At 36.8% G+C, this 19,788-nt stretch carries 20 protein-coding genes and 1 pseudogene; 3 read left to right on the plus strand and 18 right to left on the minus strand.

All coding sequences use genetic code 11. The annotated features are described in order from the left end of the window. Nucleotides 1-30: 30 nt before the first annotated feature. The gene (parE, locus tag HFK82_RS03860; protein ID WP_154455159.1) at nucleotides 31-1,986 is read right to left on the minus strand and encodes a DNA topoisomerase IV subunit B; all 1,956 of its coding nucleotides are present in this window, start codon (nucleotides 1,984-1,986) and stop codon (nucleotides 31-33) included. Nucleotides 1,987-2,171: 185 nt separating this feature from the next. Between parE and plsY the strand changes: the two genes are divergently transcribed. After that, nucleotides 2,172-2,810: a glycerol-3-phosphate 1-O-acyltransferase PlsY gene (plsY, locus tag HFK82_RS03865; protein WP_168260864.1), complete on the plus strand. Its 639-nt coding sequence runs from the start codon at nucleotides 2,172-2,174 to the stop codon at nucleotides 2,808-2,810. Between the two features lie 72 nt (nucleotides 2,811-2,882). Here plsY and HFK82_RS08960 read toward each other — a convergent pair. After that, nucleotides 2,883-3,359: pseudogene (locus tag HFK82_RS08960) on the minus strand (IS982 family transposase); the annotation flags it as partial. Between the two features lie 189 nt (nucleotides 3,360-3,548). On the opposite strand from HFK82_RS08960, the gene HFK82_RS03875 reads away from it, so the two are divergent. After that, nucleotides 3,549-3,743 carry a helix-turn-helix transcriptional regulator gene (locus HFK82_RS03875; RefSeq protein WP_168260866.1) on the plus strand — a complete coding sequence of 65 codons (195 nt, stop codon included), beginning with the start codon at nucleotides 3,549-3,551 and terminating at the stop codon, nucleotides 3,741-3,743. Nucleotides 3,744-3,790: 47 nt separating this feature from the next. Here the strand turns inward: HFK82_RS03875 and HFK82_RS03880 are convergent, their stop codons facing one another. From HFK82_RS03880 to HFK82_RS03915, 8 genes are all read right to left on the minus strand, one after another. Continuing rightward, nucleotides 3,791-5,059, minus strand: a complete 1,269-nt coding sequence (locus HFK82_RS03880; RefSeq protein ID WP_154455155.1) for a dihydroorotase — start codon at nucleotides 5,057-5,059, stop codon at nucleotides 3,791-3,793. A 12-nt stretch (nucleotides 5,060-5,071) separates the two neighbouring features. Continuing rightward, complete coding sequence (locus HFK82_RS03885; protein ID WP_168260867.1) at nucleotides 5,072-5,725, minus strand: uracil-DNA glycosylase; 654 nt, start codon at nucleotides 5,723-5,725, stop codon at nucleotides 5,072-5,074. A gap of 10 nt (nucleotides 5,726-5,735) precedes the next feature. After that, entirely contained in the window at nucleotides 5,736-6,236 is a 501-nt protein-coding gene (locus HFK82_RS03890; RefSeq protein ID WP_168260868.1) for a YbhB/YbcL family Raf kinase inhibitor-like protein, read from the minus strand. Nucleotides 6,237-6,307: 71 nt separating this feature from the next. Further along, entirely contained in the window at nucleotides 6,308-6,937 is a 630-nt protein-coding gene (gene pyrE / locus HFK82_RS03895) for an orotate phosphoribosyltransferase (protein ID WP_154455152.1), read from the minus strand. Nucleotides 6,938-6,983: 46 nt separating this feature from the next. Then, nucleotides 6,984-7,676: an orotidine-5'-phosphate decarboxylase gene (gene pyrF, locus HFK82_RS03900; protein ID WP_168260869.1), complete on the minus strand. Its 693-nt coding sequence runs from the start codon at nucleotides 7,674-7,676 to the stop codon at nucleotides 6,984-6,986. A 172-nt stretch (nucleotides 7,677-7,848) separates the two neighbouring features. Then, the gene (locus tag HFK82_RS03905; protein ID WP_168260870.1) at nucleotides 7,849-8,793 is read right to left on the minus strand and encodes a dihydroorotate dehydrogenase; all 945 of its coding nucleotides are present in this window, start codon (nucleotides 8,791-8,793) and stop codon (nucleotides 7,849-7,851) included. A gap of 11 nt (nucleotides 8,794-8,804) precedes the next feature. Continuing rightward, nucleotides 8,805-9,611 (minus strand): dihydroorotate dehydrogenase electron transfer subunit, encoded by an 807-nt coding sequence (locus HFK82_RS03910; protein ID WP_168260871.1) that lies wholly within the window; start codon nucleotides 9,609-9,611, stop codon nucleotides 8,805-8,807. A 190-nt stretch (nucleotides 9,612-9,801) separates the two neighbouring features. After that, nucleotides 9,802-10,770, minus strand: coding sequence for a hypothetical protein (locus HFK82_RS03915; protein WP_168260872.1), 969 nt, complete (start codon nucleotides 10,768-10,770; stop codon nucleotides 9,802-9,804). Nucleotides 10,771-10,979: 209 nt separating this feature from the next. Between HFK82_RS03915 and HFK82_RS03920 the strand changes: the two genes are divergently transcribed. Beyond that, nucleotides 10,980-12,461: a nucleotide sugar dehydrogenase gene (locus HFK82_RS03920; protein WP_168260873.1), complete on the plus strand. Its 1,482-nt coding sequence runs from the start codon at nucleotides 10,980-10,982 to the stop codon at nucleotides 12,459-12,461. Nucleotides 12,462-12,512: 51 nt separating this feature from the next. Here the strand turns inward: HFK82_RS03920 and HFK82_RS03925 are convergent, their stop codons facing one another. The 8 genes from HFK82_RS03925 to pssD all read right to left on the minus strand — a co-directional run bounded on the left by HFK82_RS03925 (nucleotide 12,513) and on the right by pssD (nucleotide 19,775). Continuing rightward, entirely contained in the window at nucleotides 12,513-13,280 is a 768-nt protein-coding gene (locus tag HFK82_RS03925; RefSeq protein ID WP_168260874.1) for an acyltransferase family protein, read from the minus strand. A 352-nt stretch (nucleotides 13,281-13,632) separates the two neighbouring features. Continuing rightward, nucleotides 13,633-15,096 carry an oligosaccharide flippase family protein gene (locus tag HFK82_RS03930; RefSeq protein ID WP_168260875.1) on the minus strand — a complete coding sequence of 488 codons (1,464 nt, stop codon included), beginning with the start codon at nucleotides 15,094-15,096 and terminating at the stop codon, nucleotides 13,633-13,635. A 59-nt stretch (nucleotides 15,097-15,155) separates the two neighbouring features. Further along, nucleotides 15,156-16,061: a glycosyltransferase family 2 protein gene (locus tag HFK82_RS03935; protein ID WP_168260876.1), complete on the minus strand. Its 906-nt coding sequence runs from the start codon at nucleotides 16,059-16,061 to the stop codon at nucleotides 15,156-15,158. Nucleotides 16,062-16,129: 68 nt separating this feature from the next. Further along, nucleotides 16,130-17,011 carry a glycosyltransferase family 2 protein gene (locus HFK82_RS03940; protein WP_168260877.1) on the minus strand — a complete coding sequence of 294 codons (882 nt, stop codon included), beginning with the start codon at nucleotides 17,009-17,011 and terminating at the stop codon, nucleotides 16,130-16,132. Beyond that, nucleotides 17,004-18,080, minus strand: a complete 1,077-nt coding sequence (locus tag HFK82_RS03945) for a hypothetical protein (protein WP_168260878.1) — start codon at nucleotides 18,078-18,080, stop codon at nucleotides 17,004-17,006. Before HFK82_RS03945 ends, HFK82_RS03940 begins: the two co-directional genes overlap by 8 nt. Nucleotides 18,081-18,101: 21 nt before the next feature. Further along, nucleotides 18,102-18,839 carry a glycosyltransferase family 32 protein gene (locus HFK82_RS03950; protein WP_168260879.1) on the minus strand — a complete coding sequence of 246 codons (738 nt, stop codon included), beginning with the start codon at nucleotides 18,837-18,839 and terminating at the stop codon, nucleotides 18,102-18,104. Then, a complete protein-coding gene (locus HFK82_RS03955; protein ID WP_168260880.1) occupies nucleotides 18,829-19,326 on the minus strand; it encodes a glycosyltransferase in 498 nt (165 codons plus the stop codon). Before HFK82_RS03955 ends, HFK82_RS03950 begins: the two co-directional genes overlap by 11 nt. Continuing rightward, the gene (gene pssD, locus HFK82_RS03960; RefSeq protein ID WP_168260881.1) at nucleotides 19,326-19,775 is read right to left on the minus strand and encodes a PssD/Cps14F family polysaccharide biosynthesis glycosyltransferase; all 450 of its coding nucleotides are present in this window, start codon (nucleotides 19,773-19,775) and stop codon (nucleotides 19,326-19,328) included. Before pssD ends, HFK82_RS03955 begins: the two co-directional genes overlap by 1 nt. Nucleotides 19,776-19,788: the final 13 nt, after the last annotated feature.

Below are 19,788 nucleotides of genomic sequence, written 5' to 3' on the forward strand. Positions count from 1 at the left end.
CCTTAATTTTTGCTAATTTAGTTTTTAGCATTACTTGCTAAAAGCGGTGTTTTCTTCCAAGGTGAAGGTGACATTGTCCTCAATCCATTTACGACGTGGTTCTACCTTATCCCCCATCAACACATTCACACGGCGTTCGGCACGCGCCAAATCATCAATGGTCACACGAATCAAGGTCCGTGTTTCAGGGTTCATAGTGGTTTCCCAAAGCTGATCAGCATTCATTTCACCCAAACCTTTGTAACGTTGGAGTTGGGCACCCTTTCCAAAACGCTGACGCAATTCTTCTAATTCACCATCGGTCCAAGCATAAGCCACTTCCTCTTTTTTGCCCTTGCCTTTTGACATTTTGTAAAGCGGTGGCAGAGCGATATAAACGTGGCCTGCCTCGACCAAAGGGCGCATATAACGGTAAAAGAAGGTCAACAAGAGCGTCTGAATGTGAGCACCGTCTGTATCCGCATCGGTCATGATGATAATCTTGTCATAATTAGAATTATCAACGTTAAATTCTGCGCCAACGCCTGCACCAATCGTGTAAATCATGGTATTGATTTCTTCATTTTTGACGATATCTGACATCTTGGCTTTTGCTGTATTAAGCACCTTACCACGTAAAGGCAAAATGGCTTGGAACTTGCGGTCACGCCCTTGTTTGGCAGAACCGCCAGCAGAATCTCCTTCGACCAAGTAAAGTTCGTTTTTCTTAGGATTTTTAGACTGGGCTGGGGTTAATTTCCCTGAAAGCAAGCCCTTGTCTTTCTTGCTCTTCTTGCCATTTCGCGATTCGTCACGCGCCTTACGAGCTGCCTCTCTAGCATCACGCGCCTTGATAGCTTTTCGAACCAAGTTGGCTGCGATTTCGCCATTTTCCAACAGGAAGTAGGTCAATTTCTCAGAAACAATGCTATCCACAATCGGACGTGCAAGAGGGCTTCCCAGCTTATCCTTGGTTTGCCCTTCAAACTGCAAATATTCTTCAGGGACGAGAATAGATAAGACCGCAGACAAGCCTTCACGGTAATCTGAGCCTTCCAAGTTCTTGTCTTTTTCCTTGAGCAAACCAGACTTACGAGCATAGTCATTCATAGCCTTAGTAATAGCTGATTTTAGCCCTGTTTCATGCGTTCCACCATCTTTGGTGCGAACATTATTCACAAATGACAAAATGTTGTCTGAAAAGCCATCGTTGTACTGAAGAGCCACTTCCACTTGAAAATCTTGGTCAGCTCCCTGCACAAAAATAACAGGCGTCAAGGTTTCCTTGTCTTCATTGAGGTACTCAACAAAGTCCTGCACCCCATTTTCGTAATGGAAAGCGAGGTGTTCTGGTTCTTCCAAACGATTGTCGGTCAAAGTCAAGGTGACATTTTTTAGTAAGAAGGCCGATTCTTTCAAGCGTTCCGCAATGGTATTGAATTTAAAATCAATAGTTGAAAAAATCGTCGCATCAGGCATGAAAGTTACGGTTGTCCCTGATTGTGACTTGGGAGCTGTTCCGACCTTTTGAAGTGTGGTCACAGGTTTTCCGCCATTTTCAAAACGCTGCTTGTAAACCACACCGTCACGCGTAATCTCAACCTCAAGCCAGCTAGAAAGGGCATTAACCACTGAAGACCCCACACCGTGCAAGCCACCAGACGTTTTGTAACCGCCTTGACCAAATTTCCCACCTGCGTGGAGAACAGTGAAAATAACCTCAACAGTCGGAATACCCATAGCGTGCTGACCTGTCGGCATCCCGCGCCCCTGGTCCTTAACCGTCACACTACCGTCGGCGTTGATAATCACATCAATCTGATTACCAAAACCAGATAAGGCCTCATCGACAGCATTATCGACAATTTCCCAAACCAAGTGGTGCAAACCTGTTGCATCTGTTGAGCCGATGTACATCCCTGGACGTTTACGGACAGCATCCAACCCTTCTAACACTTGAATCGCATCATCATTATAATTATTTACGTTAATTTCTTTTTTAGCCAAAAGTGACCTCCAAATTGTTCATCTTTCTTATCTTACAAGTTTTTTGACATTTTTGCAAAAAAAATTGAAAATCCCCAGTATAACGCTATCTTTTTAAGCTTTAACCCCTCTATCTTTTCTTAAAATCGCATGACTTTTTAAGATCTCTTTGCCCTATTGTTCCTCGACTGTGTTATAATAGGCCTATGAACATTTTAGTTTTGATTATCATCGCTTATTTATTGGGGTCTATTCCGACAGGTTTATGGATTGGGCAGTGGTTTTACCATATCAACCTCAGAGAACACGGCAGTGGCAACACAGGAACAACCAATACCTTTCGTGTTTTGGGAGCTAGAGCAGGTGTCATCACCTTTTTGATTGATATGTTAAAAGGAACCCTTGCAACGCTATTGCCTCATCTATTGGGTGTAACTAGCGTATCGCCTCTAGTTATCGGGCTATTTGCCATTATCGGACATACCTTTCCTATTTTTGCTGGGTTTAAGGGTGGAAAAGCCGTGGCAACCAGCGCAGGTGTGCTTTTAGGATTTGCACCACTCTTTCTCCTTTACTTGTTTGTCGTCTTTGTCATCACGCTTTACCTTTTCAGCATGATTTCATTATCAAGTGTGGTGTCAGCAGTTGTGGCTATGGTTAGTGTTTTGGTTTTTCCCGCCTTTCACATTATCCTACCACATTATGACTGGCTATTTACAAGTATCATCATCGTAATGGCAACCATCATCATTGTGCGACATCGTGACAATATCACTCGTATCCGAAATCACCAAGAAAACCTTATTTCTTGGGGGCTAAATTTAAGCAAACAAAAAGTGGACTAGAACACTCTAGTTCGCTTTTCTGACAAATTATTTTATAAGGTATTATCATGAAATATTTTATTACCCGTGGTGCTAGTTGAAAAATCTCAAATTATAAACCCAAATAATACTTTCTAACCACAGTTCCAGTCCGCATAAGCTACGAACAAGGGGTCTTTGAATATCAAATTCTGTACAGAGTACCGAAAATCTCGTTTCAATAGTTCGTCGTTTAGCCATTAATTTCCAATTATCATGATGTTTAGCTTCGCTCATGTTTTGACGTAACGGTGTCCAAAGCTGGTATCATTTTTGTGCTAATCGTTGCTTCAATGATTGGCTAATATAGCCTAAATCCGCTAAAATAATAGGAAAATTGGTATCTTCTAGTAATTCCTCACAGGCTTTACTATCATGGGGTGATGCAGGTGTCACGAGGTCGTTCACAACGTAACCTGATAAGGTTACCAACATACGCACCTTGAAACCATAAAACCACATTTGTTTAGTTGAATTAAAGGAAATATCAGCCTGTTCGTCCCGAAAAATCCTAGTTTTAAAATTTCTAAGATGAGATTTAGCGGTATACTGTAAATGGCTCATTTAGACTACCTTCTGTTTAGTTGTCACTTACAGTATAGTCCATTTGGGCTTTTTCGTATCTTAAATTTAACTAGCACCACGGGTAGTTTATTATTTTTATCTTTGTTTTTTCAATCTATCTTTGGATTTCAGAAACCGATTAAAAGGAGAATGCAAATGATTGACGTTTTATCAAAACAGGAATTGCTACACTTACTAACCAACAACTCACGTTATCAAATTGCTAAAGCGACTGGCATTTCAGAGCGAACTCTCGCAAATTATGTAAACGGCATTACTGATATCGGACGCATGTCTTACGACAACGCTATTAAGCTAACGCAATACGCCAAGGAAAATAACCTCGACTAAAACAACCGCACTCATCATGAGCACGGTTTTAATATGCTAAAAGCCTGTTAGGCTTGATAAACAACTTTACCATCACAAATCGTGTATTTGACCACACCTTTTAAGGTTTCACCGATAAATGGCGAATTAGATGCTTTTGAAGCAAATTGGTCAGACACCACGCGGTCTTCCTTATCCGCGAAAATCACAATGTCCGCTGGCCCATTTTCTGCCAAATAACCCGCATCAAAGTCATAAAGCGATGATGGATTGATGGTCATTTTAGCCAACAATTCTGACAAGGTCAAATCACCTGTTTCCACCAAGTTGGTCAAGCCCAGTGACAATGACGTTTCTAGCCCTGTCATTCCTGATGGGGCTTTTGTGATATCATCCACGTTCTTTTCATCTGCGTGGTGAGGGGCATGGTCTGTCGCAATCACAGAAATCACGCCAGATTTCAAGCCTTCAATCACGCCTAAACGGTCTTTTTCCGTACGAAGAGGAGGATTCATCTTAGCAGCTGCCCCTTTAATCAATAGCAAATCTTCTGTTTTTGAGAAATGTTGCGGTGCTGCTTCTGCTGTGATATGAGCCCCTAATTGTTGGGCAAACTCAACCACTTTCACTGATTCCGCTTTTGATAAATGTTGGATGTGCAAGTGAACGCCGCGGTCATAAGCAATCATAACATCACGCGCAATCATGCTGTATTCTGCCACACCTGTTGCCCCACAAAAATGGAATTTGTCTTGGGCAATGTGTTCGTTAAAACCAAGAATGCCATTCAATTCAGGGTCCTCTTCATGCACGGCAAGGAAAGTATTATTAGCCTTAGCCAAGTCAAGAGCCTCTTTCAAGACCTTGCTGCTTTGAAGGGGAATACCGTCATCAGAAAAACTGAGGGCCCCATTTTCAAGCAAAGCCTTGAAGTCCGTCAAATGTTGACCATCAAAATTTTTGGTAATTGTGGCATTGGTATAGACGTGAATGTCCTCTTTTGCCGCGCTGGCCAAAACCTCTTTCAAGGTTGCCACATCTGAAATAGTGGGATTGGTATTTGCCATCATGACAACTGAGGTAAAGCCACCCGCAGCAGCCGCAAGAGCACCTGTGTGAATGTCTTCCTTGTGTGTTTGACCAGGTTCACGGAAATGCACGTGAATATCCACCAAACCAGGCGCTACAACGAGCCCAGTTGCATCAATCACCTCGGCACCATTTTCCTCAATAAATTCAGCGATTTTCACCACTTTTTTGCCATCAACAAGGACATCTGCAACCTGATCAAATCCAGATTGAGGGTCAACAACACGACCATTTTTAATCAATAACATAGTAAACTCCTATCATTCTAACCAGTCAATAGGTTCAAGACCGTCTTGAGTTAAGTAAGCATTTGTTCGTGAAAAGGGATGGCTACCAAAGAAACCTCGATAAGCCGACAAGGGACTTGGATGCGCACTTTCAATGACATGATGAATGGGATTGGTCACCAAAGCTTTTTTCTTGCGAGCATAACCACCCCACAAGATAAAGACAACTGGGGTTTCTTTTTCATTTACCACCTTGATAATGGCGTCTGTAAAAGGCTCCCAAATTTGTCCAGCGTGTCCATTGGCACGCCCTGCTGGCACGGTCAAACAAGCATTTAAAAGAAGAACACCTCGCTCAGCCCAAGAAGTCAAATCATGGTGGTCCCGCTGTCCCACATCATCAGCTAATTCTTTGAGAATATTTTGCAATGACGGAGGAGCTGGAATGTCCTCAGGAACGGAAAAAGATAAGCCCTGAGCTTGATTGGGACCATGATAAGGGTCTTGCCCAATAATGACCACCTTCACCGCCTCCAAAGGCGTGGTCTGAATGGCATTGAACACTTTCTCGCGCGGTGGATAAACCACTCCAGCTTGATAGACCTCATCCATAAAATGATTGATTCTAGCAAAATAATGCTCTGGCAATTCCTTTTTGATTAAGTCATGCCATTTTGAATGCTGCATAGTGACTCCCTTAACATCTTCCCACAAGTTCAATATCAGCTTTTGCCAAGACATGACCCGCCATTTCACGACGGAGGTCATTTAAGTAAAAGCCGTCTTTCACAGGCAATTCACAATCCAAGGCATAAACCGTCAAGGTATAGAGATGGTCTTCATCTGGCGGACAAGGTCCTGTGTACCCTTCATCAATGCTAGTATAAGCTCCCCTAAAGAAAGGACTTGCCAAACTATTTTTGCCATGCACGTGGTTTTCATCCACGCGAGCAAAATCTTCTAAAATAAGGGCATTACTTGCAGGCACATTAGCCACTACCCAATGGATAAAGGTAAACCCGCAAACAGGGATTGAATCATAATCCACAAAAGTCCAAGCAAAGGTTTTGGTGTTTTCAGGTGCCTCTTCAATGATAAAAGGAAAAGACACAACGGGCTTTTCAGCCACCTTAACGTCAGAAGCCTTCGTATAAAAGTCTGGCAAAATCTGATCATCAAACGGACATGAAATTTTCATCTGCTACTCCTCTCATTCTTCCAATCAACAAAGCTAGCCACCAAGACCAGTCTTAGTGGCTAAATACCAACTTAGTCACGCCAAGTTTCTTGATTTTCTTTAAATTTGTGCAATAAGTCAAGGTCTTCTTCAGAGATATAGCCTTGTACTTTTGCCACCTTGATCAATTCGGTGTAGTTTGACAAGGTTACCAATTTCACACCAGCTTTGGCAAAGTTTTCAGCAGCTTTTGGCAATTCATAAGTGAAAATAGCCACAACACCAATGACATCTGCCCCTTCGCGTTCAGCCGCAGCCACAGCGTCTAAAACAGAACCACCTGTTGAGATAAGGTCTTCAACGACAACCATTTTTTGACCTTTTGTCACGCGACCTTCAATTTGATTACCAGCTCCATGATCTTTTGGTTTGCTACGGATATAAGCAAAAGGAAGATCCATTTTATCAGCGATGATAGCTCCGTGTGGAATACCTGCTGTCGCTGTTCCCGCGATGACTTCCACTTCTGGAAATGCTTCTTTGATTTTTTCTACAAATCCATTTTCAATCAACGTACGTGTTTCAGGATAAGCCAAAGTCACACGGTTATCCGTGTAAATCGGTGATTTAATCCCAGATGCCCAAGTAAATGGATCATTTGGTTTCAAGTAAACAGCTTGAATATCCAGTAAATCTGATGCAATTTGTGATGCTAAAGTCATAATATTCCTCTTTTCTATCTTGGTATTTCAATATAGTATTCTAATACTAAGCGTTCCATTCATCGTAAATAGCCTTGTAGGCCGCAACTGGGTCTGGCGCTTGCGTAATAGGGCGTCCCACCACGATATAGCTTGATCCAATCGCGTTTGCTTGGCTTGGTGTCATGACACGTTTTTGGTCACCAACCGCAGCACCTGCTGGGCGAATACCTGGCGTCAAACAAACAAAATCATCAGACGTTGCTTCTTTAATGACCGCCACTTCACGAGCCGAACAAACCACACCATCAAGCCCAGCTTCAGCTGTTTTCTTGGCATAATGCACAACAGACTCTACCAAGCTGGTTTGGATATTTTGGTCAGCTTTCATTTGCTCATCAGATGTTGACGTTAATTGGGTAACTGCAATGAGTTTTGGACCGTCTCCCAGTCCTTCGCGAGCAGCTTTCATCATTTCAACACCACCAGCAGCGTGAACATTGGTCATGTCAACACCCAATTCTGCCAGCACACGCATGGCTGATTTGACAGTATTCGGAATGTCATGCAATTTCAAATCTAGAAAAACAGAGTGCCCAAGTGATTTGACATAGCGGACAATCTCAGGCCCAACGGCATAGTATAATTCCATACCAATCTTGACATATAATGTTTCATCCTCAGGAAACAAGGCTAAAAAGGCTTTGACTTCCTCAAATGATGGAAAATCAAGGGCAATAACGGGACGACTTTCGTGCATACTTTCTCCTTTTCTACAAAGAAAACCTCGCCAGGGCGAGGTCACACAAAAAGTAGGGTAGCGTACACCCATCTATCTTCTTTTGTTAGCAACCTTTCTCGCCTCTCTGGACTCAATTAAAGGTTATTCAGTTGTTATTATTATAGCTTTTTTTGCTAATAAAGTCAAAATCTTAGTGGGAACGCAGACTAGCTTTAACTTCACGGCGTAAGGTTTCCAAATCCGTAATGCCATACTGGTCCATGACCTCTGGCAAACGCTCAATGATATTTAGACACGCATAGGGGTCAGTAAAATTAGCCGTACCAACGCCAATAGCTGATGCGCCTGCAATCATCATCTCAATCGCTGCTTCGGCAGAATCCACACCACCCATACCAATAATTGGCAAATCAGTGCTTTGAGCTACTTGGCGAATGAGTTTTAAAGCAACTGGGAAAACAGCTGGACCACTCATCCCACCTGTGCCATTGGCAATGATAGGCTGACGGCTTTGCAAATCAAAACGCATACCAACCAAGGTATTAATCATGGTAAAGCCTGTGGCACCTGCTTCTTCGACCGCCTTAGCCACAGTGGTAATATCCGCCACACTTGGGGTCAATTTGACATAGACAGGCACTTCTGAATGCTCAACACTTGCCTTAACCGCAGCATAAGCCAATTCTGGCACCTGACCAATCAACAAACCATGATTGCCGTGGTCAACATTAGGGCAAGAAATATTCAACTCAATTGCTTTGACATTTGGTGCTTTTGAGATCTTTTCAGACACATAGGCGTATTCATCATTTGAAAAGCCTGCCACATTGGCAATAATCGGCAAGGTTGGGAAATTCTCTGCCAACCAAGGTAATTTTTCTGCTAACACAACGTCCACACCTGGATTTTGTAAACCAATTGCATTGAGCATTCCAGATGGGGTTTCTGCCACACGTGGGGTGGGATTACCAAAACGTGCTTCTTTTGTGGTTGCCTTAATCATAATTGAACCAAGCTTATCTAAGTCGTAATATTTGGCGTATTCTTGACCAAAGCCAAAACAACCCGAAGCTGGAATAATAGGATTTTTCAAATCAAGCCCTGGAAGACTTACAGCTAAACGATTTTCTAACATTAGCATCCTCCTTACAAGATAATATTTCCCGTCTCAAAGACAGGACCATCTTCACACACACGCTTATTAGCAGTATCTTGTGCATTTTTTAGATGAACTACACAAGCATAGCAAGCTCCCATGCCACAAGCCATCCGAGCTTCCATTGACAAGTAGGCGTGGGGATGATTTTCAAAGGTTTTATCGACATATTTCAACATACCTGGAGCCCCACAAGAGTAGATAGCATCAAAGTTTTGCGTTTGGAGCAACTCATCCACAATTGTTGACACATAACCCTTTGTACCGTATGAACCATCATCAGTTGTCACATAAACCTTGCCATAGGCTGCCAGTTCTTCTTCCAAAATCACTGCGTCTTTATTGGCAAATCCAATAACAGAAATCACCTCAACCCCTTTAGCAGCCAGTTGTTTTGCCGTTTCTACCAAAGGTGGCACACCAATTCCACCACCAATCAATAAGGCTTTTTGACCAGCAGATACCACAGAAAGATCAAAGCCATTACCTTGAGGTCCCATGGTATCCACCACATCACCAGCTTTTAACTGAGATAAAATAGCCGTCCCCGCACGTTCTACACGATAAACAATCGTCACTTCTTTTTTGGCCTTATCAATCTGACAAATAGAAATAGGACGACGCAATAATTTACTTGGGTCTGGCACACGCAGATGGAGAAATTGTCCCGGAGCCATGTCCAAAACCATCTCTCCTGACAAGGTCATCTTAAAAATACGTGGGGCAATCTCTTCCTGATGGGTAATCCGTAAATCTTCTTTCAAAACAGCTGTTTTTTCTTTACAACTTGGAGCCATAACTCTTCCTTTCCTGACAAAAAAACCTTGCCCAAAACAGGCAAGGTTACAGCAAATAAGCAGAAAATTCCAACGCACTTCTCCACTTATCATTATCCATTTTTGCAGTCACCTTGCAAGTCTCTCTGGACTCAATTAAAGGTTTTTAAATTTTGCTCATTATAACGTAAATCGCTTAACTTGTCAAATCTCAGTAAGCACGATAGTACAATAAATGCAAATCTGAACGGCCCGCATAAGAACTCAATTCTTCCAACAAACTTTCAAAACGGCTGTCTTTGACGAGTTTATTTTGCCCATAAATCAAGAGGTATAAAGGCACTGTTGTTTGACTTACAACATGACCAGCTTCATCTACTTTCTCTTCACCACGGACTTCCAGCTGTTCTAAAACGTTTTCTACAATAACGAGAGCATCGGAAATACTGTCATAAGCTCCTTGAAAGCGATCAAAAACATTGTAAGAAGCAATTTCGTCCTTGAGGTCTTCTTGAGCATCCACCACATAAACCAAACCTTTATTGTCAAAGAGGTAATGCCTGATTTTCTTAATGACATCATCTGAATTAGCTTCTAAAAGCTCTGTTGGTCGAATAACTGGAATTTCTTCGGTAAGACGTTCTTCCTTGGGAACCATAGCATCAATCTTAGCCAAAAGCTCTGCCTTTTTCGTTTCCTTCACACGTTCCTTAAACAAATGTACAGGATCAAGAAGAACAGGATAATCTGACTCCTCTTTAATGGCTAGATTAGTCACCCTAAGCGACGTAAAAACATCAATCAAAACACCAAAAACACGAGGACGATTATCCCCAATAATTGCTTGAAAAACGGATTTTGACTCACAATTGTCTAACACATAATCAATCCCTTGCACCCAATTACCAACGATATTTAGGGATTGATTCATCAATCGAAAGGAATCTTCCTCATACCAAAACGTTGAGCGAATCAGTTTTTCTTGTTGGGACAAGGCATCAACCGCTGCCAAAATCTCTCCCAACTCCTCATGAATCACCGAAGGGGAAAAAGAACCCCCCAACAAAGAGGGAGTCTTTTCAACCAAAACGATTTCATCTCGAAACAATGTCAAATAATGAATGCTCACCAATAACTTGTGAATCAATAATTGGTGATTATTTAAACTCGTATTTTCCACCACGCACACGTACCTTTTATATTACATTTTCGTTACACTAACTACCTACTAATATATCACACAAGCCCTAAAATCGCAAAATAAAATGGGAAAGAAATTAACATACAATTGATACTTATAACAACAATAACTGCATATTATTAATGATTTATTGAAAAATGGTTGTTTTAAAAAACAAAACGGTGTATAATCTTGTTAGGAGGAATTCAATGAAAAATTTTTCGTCAGCTACTTTAGCGAAGCTTATTTTAGATTATCGTAAAGAAAATAAAATGTCTCAGGAAAACCTGGCCACTGAAAGTGGGATCAACCGTTCTATTCTAAGCAAAATTGAGCAAGAAGAGCATATCCCTTCTATCACTCAGATAGAATCATTGGCCAAGATTATCTCTTTTGATATTGCTGATTTATTTACAGAAACAAAAGAAAAGAAGCAAAAATTGGACCGTTCCTATAATATTGCTGTAGCGGGAACTGGATACGTGGGATTATCTATCGCCACTCTTCTTGCACAACATAACTCTGTAACTGCTGTTGACATTGTTCCAGAAAAAGTTGAACTAATCAACAATAAAAAATCACCCATTCAAGATGATTATATTGAAAAATACCTAGCAGAAAAAAAACTTGACTTAGTTGCAACAACTGATGGAGATGCAGCTTACAAAAAGGCTGATTTTGTTGTTATAGCCGCTCCAACTAACTACGATAGCGAAAAAAATTATTTTGATACTAGCGCCGTAGAATCTGTTATTGAGCAAGTGCTTTCAGTCAATAAAGATGCCATTATGGTTATCAAATCAACAATTCCTGTCGGCTTTACAGATGCCGTTCGTCAAAAATTCAATACAGATAAAATTATTTTTAGCCCTGAATTTTTACGTGAATCAAAAGCCTTGTATGACAACCTTTATCCAAGCCGTATCATCGTTTCTACTGATAAGGACAACAAAGAGTTGACAGCTGCTGCACATACTTTTGCGCAATTGCTTCAAGACGGTGCTGAAAAAGAGGACATTGACGTTCTCTTCATGGGCTTCACAGAAGCTGAAGCGGTTAAACTATTTGCCAATACTTATCTTGCACTTCGTGTGTCTTATTTCAACGAGTTGGATACTTATGCCGAACTAAAAGGATTAGACACCCAAGCAATCATCAATGGTGTTGGTTTAGACCCACGTATCGGTACACACTATAATAATCCTTCATTTGGTTACGGTGGCTATTGCTTACCAAAAGATACCAAACAACTTCTAGCCAACTACAATGATGTGCCACAAAATATGATGAGTGCGATTGTTGAGTCAAATCGTACCCGCAAAGATTTCATTGCAGACCAAGTGCTTAAACTAGCTGGTTATTATGCTTATTCAGATAACGACAACTATTCACCACAAAATGAAAAAGAAACTGTTATCGGTGTTTATCGCCTTACCATGAAAAGCCATTCCGACAACTTCCGTCAAAGCTCTATTCAAGGTGTTATGAAACGTATCAAAGCCAAAGGAGCGACCGTTATTATCTATGAACCAACTCTTGAAAACGGAACAACTTTCTTTGGGTCAAAAGTCGTTAATAACCTCAACCAATTTAAAAAATTAAGTCAAAGCATCATTGCTAACCGCTATAATACTGAATTGGATGACGTCAAAGAAAAAGTTTATACTCGCGATATTTTTAGAAGAGATTAAAATATTTATAAAGCCTAAAAAAGGTCACTCTATATGGAGTGACCTTTTTAATTATCCCTTAAAAACATTTAAAATTTCTGTATTCACTTGACCACTATCTTGCAATCTTTTTACAAGTCTATCTTGAATTACCGTAATAACTGATGCTACAACTACAACAATTACAAATTTAAAATACCAAGGAAAACTAAAATGATTTACCATAGTTAAAACTAAGATATGCCAAAGATAAATCCAAAGAGAGTGACTTGACATAAATAAAATAATCTTATTGTAAAAATAATCACTCATAGTCAATTTTTTGGTTAATCTAATTAATAATCCTGATATAAAAACACCAAAACTCAGATAATAAAGCTGAAATGGATACTTATAATCCTGAGTTGGAACAAAATGCCCATTAATTCTATATAAATAAGCTGCATATACAACAAAAATGATAAAACTAATAAAAGTTATGGTAATATTCCACCTACTATTTTCAAAAAGTAGCTTAGCTAATGCTAGTAATAAAAAGCATGGAATAAAATATGCTAATAAATAGTCAAGTATTTTATTATTAAATAGCCCAATTCTACACAAATATTCATAACAAATAAACACAGGTAAAGACATTACCAATATTTGAAGCTCATTTAACTTAGTATCTAACGATTTATATAGTGGAACTAAAATAGCAACAATGAAGTAAATTCTAATAATCCAGACATAACCTATGCCAAAATCTGATAATGCATATGTTCCAAATACATCTTTTAAACTAATATCAAAATTACCTACTAATAATTTCAACAACAGAAAAAAGATATAAATATCCAAGCTGGAATGACTAATCTCTTAAACCTTTTTATCAAATAAGATATCAACTTTTCCGATTTTTTAGATTGCAATCCTAAATAAGCAGATACCAAAATCATCAAAACCACATCAAAATTTCTCAATTGAAAAAGAACTTCTGGTGGCTAGACATGTGCCAAAATAATACCTAATAGACCTATTACTTTTAAAACGTCAATATATTTTTCTCTTTTCAATGTATCACCTACTAACTTATATTTTTACACTAATAATCTTTGAGTTATTAATATGAATAACTTGTAAAAATACTTTTTAATCGTTTTAATATTGAATTTATTACATTTTGAATAGAATATTATCCTCTTTTCAATACTTAACTTCTACCTAATCTACTGGTAAGTTGTTTCAATAACCCTACTGCAACCTTATTCCTTAATAGTAATAAAATAGCTATGTAGATAAATACTGATCCAGTGACTGAGGCTAATACTCTGATAAAGATACTATTAAATATTGTTGAACTTAATCGACAGATAGATGCAATACCGAAACAACCGATTAATGATGAAAAAATATTCTTCCAAGTTTGTTTATCCTTAAAAACAAATCCTGTAATATCCCTACTAAAGAAAAAATTCATTGTCATCATCATAAATTCTGCCAAAACGGTTGTAAAAGCAGCACCTACTTCAGCAAACATAGGTATCAAAATAAAATTTAGACCAATATTCAACACCGCGCTTGTAGTTGAAGATATCAAGGTTTTCTTTTCTCTTTTTGCGGGCATTAAAGCACACTGATTAAAAACTGTACTCATTGCACTTCCTAATATCGCAAAACAAGTTATTTGTAATGCTGGTGTTGCACGTAAATATTTCTCTCCAGCAATAATCAAAATAACATCTTTGCTAAGCATAAAGAGTCCTATGATACCTGGAAGAATAATCATTAAAAGTATGTTAATTAGCTGATCCAATAGGCCTTGATACTTGTCCATACGCTTTTGGCCCATTAACATAGCTAATCTTGGAATAGCTACTGCTGTCACAGCAGATAACATAGCACCTACTATACTATAGATTTTCGTCGCAGTACTATAAATACCTACACTATAGTCACCTTTTATTAAGCCAATCATCGTTACATCTGAAGCAAGATAAATCTTAATGGCAACAGTTGTAGCAAAAATAGTGAAAATGGGGACTAAGTACTCTCTCCAATTAAAGCGAAATACCAACCTAATATCGCAAAATTCTTTAGCGTGAAAAAAATTAAGTAAATATGAGCCAGTAGATGCGATAACCGTAATTACAATATAATTAAGGCAATCATTGCGATGTCTTACAAAAATAAATAATAGTATCAAAGAAATAACTTTAAAAACAATATTTCTTACGGTTATATAACCATACTCTTCGTAAATTGTATAAATCCAATCTACACCTAAAGTCGTAAAAAATATTTGAATACTAAAAACTAGGATAGCTACGTTATATTTTTGTAAACTTGTACTTAAAGCTAAAGCTAAAAAAAGTGTTAAATAGGCAATAACAGTTGAAACAATATTAATTGTGAAAATTTTACTTGCAAATTGACTAAATTTTTGTCGATCGTGTCTAAATTTAGCTCCTTCTCGAACTGCATAAACACTAATACCAAGACCTGCAAGTAAAATAAAATAACTAACAATTGAGTTAGCAAAATTATACTCACCTACTCCATCAACTGATAATGTTCTTGAAATATATGGAAATGTTATAAGAGGGAATATCAGATTTAAAAGGCTCTGCAAACTATTTAAGACAGCATTTAAACCTAATGACTTGTTCTGTTGCATTTTTATCCCTTTCAACTTTCAATTGACTAAATTTTTTAATCTAATAAGCTAACATTATATTATCTAATGAATTCACCTCTAAAATTTCTTAATATATGTTTATAACAAGAAAAAGTCTTCCTACTAAAAGGATGTATTTTAAAAATATAAACTAAGGCCAAGAATGCTTCTCTTAATTTATGAGTTGCGAAATAGTGAGGAGCTAAACGGCAATAAAAATTATACTCTACATTTCTAACCTCTTCTGCAGAAAGTAAATCATAGTTTTCTCTGCATAAGTTACGTAATGTCTCTTCACCATAAATACGTTTATCGTGCCCTTGACGACTAATCCGCTCAGTTTCATCATCGTGATAAATAGATAACACTTCAGGAACTCTATCAATCTCATACCCCTTTGCTAATAATTTAACTATTAGCGTAGAGTCTTGTTTACATGGTACATTACTAAAATTCCCAACTGATTGTAAAGCATCTTTCCTACATAACCACTGTGAAGTAGCAGCTATACACTCTCTCATAGCCTCGAATAAGCAACTACCTGTAAAATCATTTTTATAATAAATTTTTTTTCCATTTTCTTTAATACCTACACAATATGTATATACTAAAGCAACATTAGATGATGATTCATCAAAACAAATAACTTGTTTTTCAATTCTCTCCGGTAAATATTCATCATCATCATCTAAAAAAGAAATAAGGTTACCCCTAGAATTTTTTATCCCAATATTTCTTGAAACAGCTCCACCAACATTTTTATCATTTACAACCAACTTTAGCCTAGAATCACCAAAACTTTGAACGATCCTACTCACTTCTCTTTTTAGATTTAAATCATTATTATCATCTACAACTATGATTTCAAGATTTTCATAACTCTGTCTAATAACACTTTCTATAGCTCTTTTAAGGCTATCAATTCTACCGAACGTCGTAATAACAACACTGACTAATTCCTTCATACACTCCTCTTTTCTGTATACATGCTACTTTTAACTCTTAACAAAAATCTATTCTTTGTGTTACAGCCTCAAACTTGCTTTCTAAATCTTTTTAAATAGACTAACATTGAAAAAGGTTTTAAAAAAATATACCTAAAACTTCTAAATTTATTTTTAAATTGAGGCAAAGCAATACACATACCACCTCTGTTTAAATCAATTTTTATTAATTCTACAATACGTCCTATCCCATGTAAGTTATTCATAACAAATTCTTCTCTACTTTTTAGTAATAAAAAGACTCCATTTGGATTCTGTAACCATAATCTAAATAAATTTTTAGTTAATCCAGATTGAAGATATTCATAATAATAAATTTTGGAACTTGAAACCTTAAAACTTCCAAGCTTAGCAAGTTCAATATAAAAAATCTCCTCAGAAAGAAATTTTTCACCCTCAAAAAATGGGAAACGTATATTTCCGATAAGAGAATTTCGTATCAGAATTGCTGTCTCAACGGAAATTCCGTATTTCAATTTTATGTCTGGAATATTAACTTCAGTTACTTTCTCAGGTAACCATCGTAATTCTTCAGTTAAACTATATCTTGGATATACAACTCCAAGCTTACCAACTTGAAGTGAGGAGATATCTTTAATAATACATTCAACAGCTGTGCTAGCTAACCAATCATCGCTATCTACAACCATATGCCATCCCTCTCCTCCCATATAATCTAAAGCTAAATTATACGCAGTATGTTTACCTCCATTTTCTTTTTTTAGGTATACAATATCAAAAATATATTCAGATCGTAACTGTCTAATATAAAATTCAGTACCATCATTTGAACCATCATCGACAATTAGCCAAATAAACTCTTTACAAGTCTGCTTCCTTAGTGACTCATACAATTTCTTTAGATTTTCCACTCTATTGTATGTCGGTGTAAAAATAAAAACTTTATGCATTCATAACTTCCTCGCGAGTTTTAAATATCAGTTTACCAATGAAAATAAGAGAGATATTAACAGCAATATTTGGAAAAAAACTTTCTGTCATTCCATAAACTATAAAGCTGCTCATAAAAAACAACTCCCTAAATTTTTTTTGGATATAAAAATCATTCATTAATTTTATGATACAAGCCGAAATCCACAAAAATGCTAAAATACCTCCTTGATATATCAAAGAAATAAAACCGTTATCGATATTAACATACTCATTGTATTTTGAACTCCCAATAAGTGGCGGAATATAATTATTTAATAAAGTGTTGTTATAAGCCAACCTACCTGTGAATAATTCATCTAAGTTTTTTAATTGTGGAATCTTAGTGTAAAAATACCCTATAAATAGCGTCACTAAAACAGCCCAAAAATATGAGTTTTTAAATACTCTAGCAAAAATTTTTTCTACATTTTTACTTTTTTGAACCACTCCCAGAACAATACATAATACTCCGATCAAGAAACCTGTACGCGAATATGTTAAGCTATATAAATAGAAGTTCATAATAATCATAATGATATAATGGAAAATATTAAACTTCTCATTATAAAGATAAATAGCAAGTATTATCAAAATTGTTAAAGCACTCTGCGCTTGATTCGGATGTCCATAACCAAATGTATGCCTTCCTACAAACTGGCCATCCCTATAAAAAAGGAACAAGTTATCTTTAATAATATTCAATTTACTTAGACTCACCATTAATAGAAAAGAGAATAATCTAGTCCAAAAAGCAATTTTGATAACTCGATTTTCATTAACATTTTTAAGTCCACTTAATGCAATTGCAGTAAACAAAAACATTGTACTTTTGCCAACAATAAAATCTAATAGCCCTATTATCAAAATAAAAGTAACTTTTTTAAGTTCATTAAATGAAAATTTTTCCTTTGAAATTTTTAAACAAATCGCAATAGATCCTATAAAAAATGCTACAACATATAATTTATTACCTGCTTCAGCTCCCAATCCTTTAAATAGAGTAACAAGAAATATATATATATCAAAAAATTCAATATTAGTTAACAAAATATCCTCCTTTGAAAAATATCATTTCTTAATAATAGCTTTGATTTTAGCATAAGAGCCTTCACCTAAATATTTATCAATAAGGATACGAGATTTAACTTTTAATGGTAATAATTTCTTTTTAATTATTGCACTAACACCATTGCCATACCAAGTTGAATCATAATGATGAATTGAATAAGTATTTTTAGTTATTCCCATTTCTTGTGTTTGCATATTAAACGGACAAAAAAAATCTGTTGGATAAATTGACACATCACTAATTTTTTGATATGAATTTTCTACTAATAACCCTTTTGATAATAATAAATTTGTCGTGATATCCACACATGTTTCTAGTAGCTTAAAATTAAAAGAAACTTCTTCATATTGCTGCATATTTTCTTTTATAAAAAGATGTCCTTTTTCTGCACCAAAACCTAGACCAGTAGCAACTCTTCCCGGTTCCTCCATTCCCATGAAACAATGTTCAGAAGATAAATTATCTAATGATTTTATTAACTCTACATCTGTATCCAGATAAAATCCACCCTCATTATATATGATATCTAACCTAGCATAATCCGAAACAAACGCATATTTCTTATTTTTATAAGCTTCAGAAATATATGGAATTTTATGCACGTCGTAATTTGATTCATTCCATTCGATTATTTCATAATTTGGGCAGAATTTTTTCCACGAATCTATACAATTTTTTACACTATCAGGAAGTGGATTTCCTCCAAACCAACAGTAGTGAATTTTTTTAGGAATCATACTCTTCGAACATCCTTTCTACTTCCTCGCGAAGTTTATCATTAAACAATTTGTTATTTGATGATTCATTCCCATCAATTTTCAAATATCGATTTAAATAATTTCCTAATTCTGAAATTTCTGTGACAACTTCGATACTATTATATCTTTCCTTTACGTGTTGAGCAAAATCCAGTTGATGATCATTGACATGTTCACCATATTTTTCTTGTCTTGGAACAACAATCGGCTTCTTCCCTTTTGCAATAGCACTCATAAAAGTCGCTGGACCTCCGTGAGTGATAATAATATCAGCTTTTTGCATAAATTCACTCATTTGATCAAAACTTATCAAACGAGACCACTGACAAAATTTAGGCTCATAACTTGAAAAACCTATTTGAACAAAAACATCTTCTGTGATAATATTTTCTTTTTTTAGGCAATCAACTTCTTCAATCAATCGATTGAAAGGTTGTTCATGTGTTCCAACTGTTACAAAAATCATTAAAAGATACTCCCTAAATTAATAGCTTTTGGATAAACTTTTTTCATCTCTGCCCATTGAACAATGAACTTATCCGTCACAGGATACACTAATTTTCCTGTAACTGTTGGTTTATCAATTCTATCAAACACTTCAATATAAACTGTTTTTGCGCCAAATAATTTTCCAATGTAAAAGAATGGGACTGCTACTGCAGCACCTGATGAAATAATAACATCCGGTCTCTCTTTTCTTAGAATTCTAATAGCTAAAAAAGTATTTTTAATTAAGTTTTTGAGATTTCTATTCGTCGGAAAATAGCATGGATACATTTTTTCTTCTTTTAAAATGCTGCGAGCATCCTCTTTATCAAATGTAACCCAGAAACGATCTTCCTGACTCCAAAAAGGTTTTAACATATTTAAATGTGCTAAATGACCTCCAGATGAACCAACTAAACAAATTTTCACTTTTAACTCCTAT

The organism is Streptococcus alactolyticus (assembly GCF_012277075.1).
In the GTDB taxonomy this organism is placed as follows: domain Bacteria; phylum Bacillota; class Bacilli; order Lactobacillales; family Streptococcaceae; genus Streptococcus; species Streptococcus alactolyticus.

Coding starts and splice junctions, on each gene's coding strand:
- plsY (WP_168260864.1), top strand. CDS start 2,172: ATGAACATTTTAGTTTTGATTATCATCGCTTATTTATTGGGGTCTATT.
- HFK82_RS03935 (WP_168260876.1), bottom strand. CDS start 16,061: ATGAAGGAATTAGTCAGTGTTGTTATTACGACGTTCGGTAGAATTGAT.
- HFK82_RS03920 (WP_168260873.1), top strand. CDS start 10,980: ATGAAAAATTTTTCGTCAGCTACTTTAGCGAAGCTTATTTTAGATTAT.
- HFK82_RS03880 (WP_154455155.1), bottom strand. CDS start 5,059: ATGTTATTGATTAAAAATGGTCGTGTTGTTGACCCTCAATCTGGATTT.
- pyrF (WP_168260869.1), bottom strand. CDS start 7,676: ATGCACGAAAGTCGTCCCGTTATTGCCCTTGATTTTCCATCATTTGAG.
- HFK82_RS03885 (WP_168260867.1), bottom strand. CDS start 5,725: ATGCAGCATTCAAAATGGCATGACTTAATCAAAAAGGAATTGCCAGAG.
- HFK82_RS03905 (WP_168260870.1), bottom strand. CDS start 8,793: ATGTTAGAAAATCGTTTAGCTGTAAGTCTTCCAGGGCTTGATTTGAAA.
- HFK82_RS03940 (WP_168260877.1), bottom strand. CDS start 17,011: ATGCATAAAGTTTTTATTTTTACACCGACATACAATAGAGTGGAAAAT.
- HFK82_RS03950 (WP_168260879.1), bottom strand. CDS start 18,839: ATGATTCCTAAAAAAATTCACTACTGTTGGTTTGGAGGAAATCCACTT.
- HFK82_RS03930 (WP_168260875.1), bottom strand. CDS start 15,096: ATGCAACAGAACAAGTCATTAGGTTTAAATGCTGTCTTAAATAGTTTG.
- HFK82_RS03890 (WP_168260868.1), bottom strand. CDS start 6,236: ATGAAAATTTCATGTCCGTTTGATGATCAGATTTTGCCAGACTTTTAT.
- HFK82_RS03910 (WP_168260871.1), bottom strand. CDS start 9,611: ATGGCTCCAAGTTGTAAAGAAAAAACAGCTGTTTTGAAAGAAGATTTA.
- HFK82_RS03955 (WP_168260880.1), bottom strand. CDS start 19,326: ATGATTTTTGTAACAGTTGGAACACATGAACAACCTTTCAATCGATTG.
- HFK82_RS03875 (WP_168260866.1), top strand. CDS start 3,549: ATGATTGACGTTTTATCAAAACAGGAATTGCTACACTTACTAACCAAC.
- pyrE (WP_154455152.1), bottom strand. CDS start 6,937: ATGACTTTAGCATCACAAATTGCATCAGATTTACTGGATATTCAAGCT.